Genomic DNA, 6360 nt, shown 5'->3' on the forward strand with positions numbered 1-6360 from the left:
CGCCCAGCCACAGGACCGCGCGGTGCCGCTGCGGGCGGCGCGACTCGGCAAGCAGCGCCTCCCAGCGGTCCGGGCCCGCAGGCAGCTCACGGACCTCGGCGCGCTCACGCGCGAAGAAGTCGTCCAGGGGGTCCCGGGTCATCGCAGCTCTCCCAAGGTCTTCGCCATCCGCTGGCGGGCGTCGAACAGGTCCCGCTTCACCGTGCCCTCGGACTTCTCCAGCTGGCGTGCGACGGTCGCCACCGGCAGGTCGGCGAAGTAGTGCAGCAGCACGACCACGCGCAGCCGGTCCGGGAGCTCGAGCACCGCGTCGCGGACGGTCAGCGTCGTCGCCAGGTCGGGGTCGGGGGTGAAGTCGTCGCGGCCGCCCTCGTGCCGGGTGTAGGCGACCGACTCGCGCCCGCGCTTGCGCCAGTGGTCGCGCACCAGGTTGGCGGTGACGGTGTAGAGCCAGGCGCGCGGGTCGTCGACGCGCGCAAAGTCGCGGAAGAGCTTGAGGAACGCCTCGGTGGCAAGGTCGTGGCCCAGGTCGTGGTCCCCGACGAGCCGGGCGGTCCAGCCGGCGAGGCGGCCGTAGTGGACGTCGTAGACCTCGCGGACGGCAGCCTCGACGTCGACCCGGTCCCGCGTCGCCACGCCCACCCCTCCCCTGAGGACCACCGCGGTCATCGTCGTCATGTCCCGTGGACGCCGCAGCGCCGCGCGTGGTTGGTGCCATCCTGTCAGCGCCGTCGACGCGGCCCGCGACAGGATGGTGCCATGGAGCTCGCAGAGGTGGTCCGCCGGCGGCGGATGGTGCGCCGGTTCGACCCCGACCGGCCGGTCGGGGGCACGTCGCTCGACCGTGTCCTGCACGCAGCGCAGCGCGCCCCCAGCGCCGGGTTCAGCCAGGGCTGGGACTTCGTCGTCCTCGAGGGACCGGAGCAGACCAGTGCGTTCTGGGCCGCCACCCGCGACGGCGAGCGCGAGCCCGACGCCTGGCTGCGCGGCGTGGGCGCTGCCCCTGTGCTCGTCCTGTGCCTGTCCCACCCCGACGCCTACCTCGACCGCTACGCCGAGCCCGACAAGGGCTGGATCGACCGCGACCCGGCTCGCTGGCCCGTCCCCTACTGGGACGTCGACACGGGCATGGCGGCGATGCTCATGCTTCTCACTGCCGTCGACGAAGGGTTGGGGGCGCTGTTCTTCGGCGTGCCGCCGGACCGGCACGACGCCGTGCGGCAGGCCCACGCCATACCCGCGGACCGGCGGCTGGTCGGTGTGGTGGCGCTCGGCCACGAGCTCACCCGCACGACGTCGCCGAGCCTGCGTCGCGGACGGCGCCCGGCGTCCGAGGTCGTGCACCGGGGCGCGTTCGGCGCCGGCCCCGGCGAGTCGGTCCCGGGCCCTGTCTAGCCGTGGGCCAAGATTGGGGGGTTCCCCCGCAGCCCGCGGGGCGTCCACGAGGAGTTGCACCCCGGTATGGCCCGCAAGAGCGCGTCCGCGCCTGAGGACGAGACCTACGTCGAGCGGATCGTCGACATCGACGTCCGCGAGGAGATGCAGGGAGCGTTCCTCGAGTACGCCGTCTCCGTCATCCACTCGCGCGCCCTGCCCGACGCGCGCGACGGCCTGAAGCCCGTGCAGCGCCGCATCCTCTTCTCGATGCACGAGATGGGCCTGCGGCCCGACCGCGGGCACGTGAAGTCCTCACGCGTCGTCGGCGACGTCATGGGCAAGTACCACCCGCACGGTGACACCGCGATCTACGACGCCCTCGTCCGTATGGCCCAGCCGTTCACGATGCGGCTGCCCCTCGTCGACGGCCACGGCAACTTCGGCTCCCTCGATGACGGCCCGGCCGCCTCGCGCTACACCGAGGCCCGCCCGGCAGCGGCAGCACTGCTCATGACGACCGGGCTCGACGAGGAGACGGTGCCGTTCGTCCCCAACTACGACGACCAGCTCCTTCAGCCCGAGGTCCTGCCCGCGGCGTTCCCCAACCTGCTCGTCAACGGCGCCAGCGGAATCGCCGTCGGCATGGCCACCAACATGGCCCCCCACAACCTCGTGGAGGTCATCGGCGCTGCGCGCCACCTGATCGCCAACCCCTCCTGCTCCCTGGACGACCTCATGAAGTTCGTCCCGGGCCCGGACCTGCCCGCGGGTGGGCGCATCGTCGGCCTCGACGGGATCCGCGACGCCTACCTCACCGGCCGCGGCAGCTTCCGCACGCGCGCCACCACCCGCATCGAGAAGACCTCCCCCCGGCGCATGGGCATCGTCGTCACCGAGCTGCCCTACCTCGTCGGCCCGGAGAAGGTCATCGAGAAGCTCAAGGACGCGGTGCAGTCCAAGAAGCTGCAGGGCATCGCCGACGTCAAGGACCTCACCGACCGCAAGCACGGCCTGCGGCTGGTCATCGAGGTCAAGAACGGCTTCAACCCCGACGCGGTCCTCGAGCAGCTCTACAAGCTCACGCCCATGGAGGACTCGTTCTCCATCAACAACGTCGCCCTCGTCGGCGGCCAGCCGCGGACCCTGGGACTGAAGGACCTGCTGCGCGTCTACGTCGACTTCCGCACCGACGTCGTGCGCCGCCGCACCGAGTACCGCCTCGGCAAGCGCAAGGACCGCCTGCACCTCGTCGAGGGCCTGCTTGTCGCGATCCTCGACATCGACGAGGTCATCCAGGTCATCCGGTCCTCCGACGACGGCAACACCGCCAAGGCCCGGCTCATGGACGTGTTCGACCTGTCCGACCCGCAGGCGACCTACATCCTCGACCTGCAGCTGCGCCGGCTCACCAAGTTCTCGCGCATCGAGCTCGAGAACGAGAAGACCGACCTCGAGCGCCAGATCGAGGAGCTCGAGGCCATCCTCGGCGACGAGAAGCTGCTCCTGAGGACCGTCTCCACCGAGCTCGCCGAGGTCGCGAAGTCGCACGGCACCCCGCGCCGTACGGTGCTGCTCGAGTCCGCCGGCGTGCCGGCGACCACGGCGACGCCGCTCGAGGTCGCCGACGACCCCTGCTGGGTCCTGCTGTCCTCCACCGGGCTCATGGCGCGCACCACCGGCGCCGACCCGATCCCCGCCGACGGCTCCCGCAGCAAGCACGACGCGCTCGTCGGTGCGGTCCGCACGACGGCTCGCGGAGAGGTCGGCCTCGTCACCTCCCGCGGACGCCTGGTCCGGCTCTCGGCGCTCGAGCTGCCGACGCTGCCCCCCACCAACGGCGCCCCGAGCCTGTCCGGCGGCGCCCCGCTCGCGGCGTACGTCGACCTGCCGGCCGGCGAGGAGCCCCTCACCATCGTGGGGCTCGGCCCCGAGGGACCCGGTATCGCGCTCGGCACCGCCCAGGGCGTGGTCAAGCGCGTCACCACCGACTACCCGGGCCGCTCCGAGTTCGAGCTCGTGTCACTCAAGGACGGCGACGAGGTCGTGGGCGCGGTCGAGCTGCTGACCGGCGACGAGGACCTCGTCTTCATCACCTCCGAGGCGCAGCTGCTGCGCTTCGGGGCCGCATCCGTGCGTCCGCAGGGCCGTGCCGGAGGCGGGATCGCCGGCATCAAGCTGGGCGGCGGCGACCGAGTCAGCTTCTTCGGCGCGGTGCCTCAGGGCGCGGACGCCGTGGTGGTCACCTCCTCCGGCTCCTCCGGCGCGCTTCCTGGCACCGAGCCCGGCTCGATCAAGGTCACCCCCTACTCCGAGTACCCCGCCAAGGGCCGCGCCACCGGAGGCGTCCGGTGCCACCGCTTCCTCAAGGGTGAGGACACCCTCGTGCTGGCCTGGGCGGGTCCCGTGCCGGCCCGTGCCTCCGGTGCCAACGGCGTCGCCCTCGAGCTGCCCGAGGCGAACGGGCGGCGCGACGGCTCGGGCACCCCGGCCCCCGCCGCCATCGCGCGCATCGCCGGCCCGCCACGGTGACCGGCCACGCCGTCCCGGCGCCGGACGCCTGCTCGGTGGGGTTCGACCGGGCCGGCCTGCGCGCGTACGGCACGGCGGCCCGGGCCTCGTTCTTCCTCGCGGTGGAGCAGCCCGGCCCGTGGGGTCGGGACGCTGCCACTGAGTCGCACCTGCCCCCCGGCCTGGGTCGCGCGCTGGCCGAGGCGTGCAGCACCAGGGGTGGGCGGCTGAGCCTCATCCGCCGCCCCGGTCGGCACGCCGACGACCACCACGAGCCGGGCCAGGTCGTCTACCTCGCGTGGGCGGGCCCCGACCCGTGGCTGCTGACCGGGCGCGTGACCGACCACGAGGTCCTGCTCGACGTCGACCTCGACGCCCTGGCCCGGGGCGACGCCGACGCCGTGCGCGCGAGCCTGCCCGCCCTGTCGCCCAGCGACCCGGTCCTGCTGGTGTGCACCAACGGGCGGCGCGACGTCTGCTGCGCGGTCCGCGGACGCCCGGTGACCCTCGACGCCGCAGCCGTGTCCCCGGGGCGCGTCTGGGAGGCGTCCCACACCGGCGGCCACCGGTTCGCCCCCACCGGTGTGCTCCTCCCCCACGGTGCCACCCTGGCCCGCCTCGACACCGAGCTGTCCACCGAGGTGCTGGCCGCGGCCGGCCGGGGCGAGCTGCCCCAGCGGGCCTTGGGCCCGCTGCACGACCGCGGCCGCAGCCCCCTCGACGGTGCCGAGCAGGCGGCCGAGTCGCACGTGCGCCACCTCGTCGGGGAGACCTCGTTGACGGCCCTGACGACCTCCGCCCCCGCGACCGCCGCGCCCGCCCCGGACTCCGGCGCCGTCGCCGTGGTGGTCAGCCACCGCGACGGCCGCGAGTGGCTCGTGGCCTGCGAACGCCGTACGGGCCCAACCGAATTGCCCGAGTCGTGTGGAAAGACGCCGATCCCGGTCGCCACGTGGGAGACCGCCATCCGGACTTGAGCACCACCCGTTCACGCACGCGCCCCGGCCCCAGTTACGAAATCGTTACCGCGTTCGTGTCGGGAATGATTGCGCTGCCGGAGCGCAAACGTTTACATGAGGTCGGTTCACCTCATTGCCGAGGCACGTCCGCCTCAGCACGACGCGAGAAATGGAGGCGGGCGAATGGCCCTCCGATCAAACAAGCGACGCACTCTCACAGTGCTCGCCGGAGCAGTGTCCGTGGCGCTCGTCGCCGCTGCCTGCGGTGGTGGCAGCGACAAGACCGGCAACGCGGCCTCATCCGGCGCTGCCTCCCGAGGCCCCATCACGTATGTCTCGGGCAAGGACAACAGCAACCTGCTCGCGCCGCAGGCAGCGCGGTGGAATGCCAAGCACCCCACCGAGAAGGTCTCGATCAAGGAGCAGTCCGACAAGGCTGACCAGCAGCACGACGACCTCGTCCAGCACTTCCAGGCCAAGGACCCCAGCTACGACGTCGTGTCCGTCGACGTCGTATGGACCGCGGAGTTCGCGGCCAAGGGCTGGCTGACGCCGCTCAAGGACAAGATGGCGTTCCCGACCAACGGCTTCCTCAAGGCGCCCGTCGCCGCGGCGACGTATAACAACACGCTGTACGCCGCGCCGTTCGCCTCCGACGGTGCCATGCTCTACTACCGCTCCGACCTCGTGAAGACGCCGCCGAAGACGTTCGACGAGATGTGGTCGATGTGCTCCATCGCCAAGAAGAACGGCATGGACTGCTACGCCGGTCAGTTCGCCAAGTACGAGGGCGGCACGTGTAACGCCACCGAGTGGATGAACGCCTACGGCGCCAAGGTCGTCGACGACGCCGGCAAGCCGACCGTCGACTCCCCCGAGGCCGCCAAGGGCCTCCAGGCCCTGGCCGACCACTACAAGAGCGGTGACATCCCCAAGCAGGCCATCACCTACCAGGAGGAGCAGAGCCGGCAGGCCTTCGAGTCCGGCAAGCTGTTGTTCCTGCGCAACTGGCCGTACGTCTACAGCCTGTTCGGCAGCGACGGTGCCTCCAAGGTCAAGGGCAAGTTCGCGGTCGCCCCGCTGCCCGGCGTGAGCGGCCCCGGCACCTCGACCCTCGGTGGCCACAGCGGCGCGATCAGCGCGTTCTCCAAGCACAAGGCCACGGCCCTGGACTTCCTGAAGTTCATCACCAGCCCGGAGGAGGAGAAGACCAACATGGAGAAGGGGTCGCTGGCACCTGTTCTGGAGTCGATCTACGCCGACCAGGACCTGGTGAAGAAGTACCCCTACCTGCCCACACTGTTGACGTCGATCCAAAACGCGGTGCCACGCCCGGTCACCCCGTTCTACCCCGGGGTCACCAACGCCATCCAGGAGAACTTCTACGCGGCCATGCAGGGCCAGAAGACCGCCCAGCAGGCGGTCAAGGACATGCAGGCGGCCATGCAGGCGGCTGCCGGCGGCTGATCCAGCGCCACCAGCATTTCCCAGGTGTGGGGGGTGACCCCGTCGGGGT

General features: G+C 71.7%; 5 protein-coding genes. 4 read left to right on the forward strand and 1 reads right to left on the reverse strand.

The window, feature by feature from the left end; genetic code table 11:
• Positions 1-138: 138 nt before the first annotated feature.
• Positions 139-678, reverse strand: a complete 540-nt coding sequence (locus AB4Z02_RS18725; protein ID WP_441972860.1) for an RNA polymerase sigma factor — start codon at positions 676-678, stop codon at positions 139-141.
• Positions 679-759: 81 nt separating this feature from the next.
• Between AB4Z02_RS18725 and AB4Z02_RS18730 the strand changes: the two genes are divergently transcribed.
• The 4 genes from AB4Z02_RS18730 to AB4Z02_RS18745 all read left to right on the forward strand — a co-directional run bounded on the left by AB4Z02_RS18730 (position 760) and on the right by AB4Z02_RS18745 (position 6311).
• Positions 760-1395 carry a nitroreductase family protein gene (locus tag AB4Z02_RS18730; protein ID WP_441972861.1) on the forward strand — a complete coding sequence of 212 codons (636 nt, stop codon included), beginning with the start codon at positions 760-762 and terminating at the stop codon, positions 1393-1395.
• Positions 1396-1461: 66 nt separating this feature from the next.
• Positions 1462-3906 carry a DNA gyrase/topoisomerase IV subunit A gene (locus AB4Z02_RS18735; RefSeq protein ID WP_441972863.1) on the forward strand — a complete coding sequence of 815 codons (2445 nt, stop codon included), beginning with the start codon at positions 1462-1464 and terminating at the stop codon, positions 3904-3906.
• The gene (locus tag AB4Z02_RS18740; protein ID WP_441972864.1) at positions 3903-4862 is read left to right on the forward strand and encodes a sucrase ferredoxin; all 960 of its coding nucleotides are present in this window, start codon (positions 3903-3905) and stop codon (positions 4860-4862) included. The genes AB4Z02_RS18735 and AB4Z02_RS18740 overlap by 4 nt, the downstream gene beginning before the upstream one ends.
• A 165-nt stretch (positions 4863-5027) precedes the next feature.
• On the forward strand, positions 5028-6311 hold the full coding sequence (locus AB4Z02_RS18745; RefSeq protein WP_441972865.1) for an ABC transporter substrate-binding protein: 1284 nt from the start codon (positions 5028-5030) through the stop codon (positions 6309-6311).
• Positions 6312-6360: the final 49 nt, after the last annotated feature.

Origin of the sequence: Pedococcus sp. 2YAF34, assembly GCF_052114585.1 — a bacterium.
Taxonomy (GTDB): Bacteria; Actinomycetota; Actinomycetes; order Actinomycetales; family Dermatophilaceae; genus Pedococcus.